The sequence below is a fragment of the Rhodococcus sp. 14C212 genome, from assembly GCF_011058195.1.
In the GTDB taxonomy this organism is placed as follows: domain Bacteria; phylum Actinomycetota; class Actinomycetes; order Mycobacteriales; family Mycobacteriaceae; genus Rhodococcus; species Rhodococcus aetherivorans.
This window is the reverse complement of record NZ_JAALEH010000218.1, coordinates 1-938: the sequence shown is the minus strand read 5'-3', so window position 1 is coordinate 938 and position 938 is coordinate 1. Positions and strand designations below refer to the sequence as shown.

Here is a 938-nt window from a genome sequence, read left to right as displayed (position 1 = left end):
CCTCGAGCGTCCCGCCCCGCGGATCGCCCTCACGGCCCGGCCCCGCCCGGCCCGCGTGCCCCTCGGCCCGGCGCAGCAGCGCATGTGGGTGCTCAACCAGCTCGACCCCACCTCCGCGGCGTACAACATCCCGGTGGCGTTGCGCCTGTCCGGGCCCCTCGACGCCGCGGCCCTGACCACGGCGTGGCGGGACGTGACCGACCGGCACGAGAGCCTGCGCACCGTGTTCCCCACCGACGCGGAAGGGCCGCACCAGGTGGCCGTCGACGCCGGGGTCCCCCTCGACCTCACCGAGGCACCTGCCGACGTGTATGCCGCTGTGGCGGGCTTCGCCGGCGCCGGCTTCGACCTGACCGTGGACCTGCCGGTGCGGGCCCGGGTGCTGCGCCTGGGTGCGCAGGAGCACGTGCTGGTGCTGGTGCTGCACCACATCGCCGCGGACGGGGTGTCGGTGGCGCCGCTGGCCCGGGACCTGATCGCCGCGTACGCCGCGCGCACCGCGGGGGCGGCCCCGGCGTGGGCGCCGCTGCCGGTGCAGTACGCCGACTACACGCTGTGGCAGCGCGACATCCTCGGCGACGAGACCGATCCGCAGTCGACGGCCGCGCAACAGCGCGAATTCTGGGTGGAGACACTCGCCGGACTCCCGGACCGGATCACCCTGCCCACCGCCCGGCCGCGCCCGGCCGTGCAGTCCATGGCGAGCGCCGACGTGGACCTCGCCGTCGACGCCGACGTGCACGCCCGGCTGCGGGCCGTCGCTGCCACCGAACACGCCACGATGTTCATGACCCTGCACGCCGCGCTCGCGGCGCTGCTGTCCCGCCTCGGCGCCGGCGACGACATCGCGGTGGGCACCGCGGTGGCCGGCCGCGGCGCCGCCGAACTCGACGACCTGGTCGGGATGTTCGTCAACACCGTGGTCCTGCGCACCCCGG

1 protein-coding gene is annotated in these 938 nt (G+C 76.0%); it reads left to right on the top strand.

The features are described from left to right. Positions 1 to 938 (top strand): condensation domain-containing protein (locus tag G6038_RS30775; protein ID WP_240918899.1); only part of this gene is annotated, 938 nt, incomplete at both ends.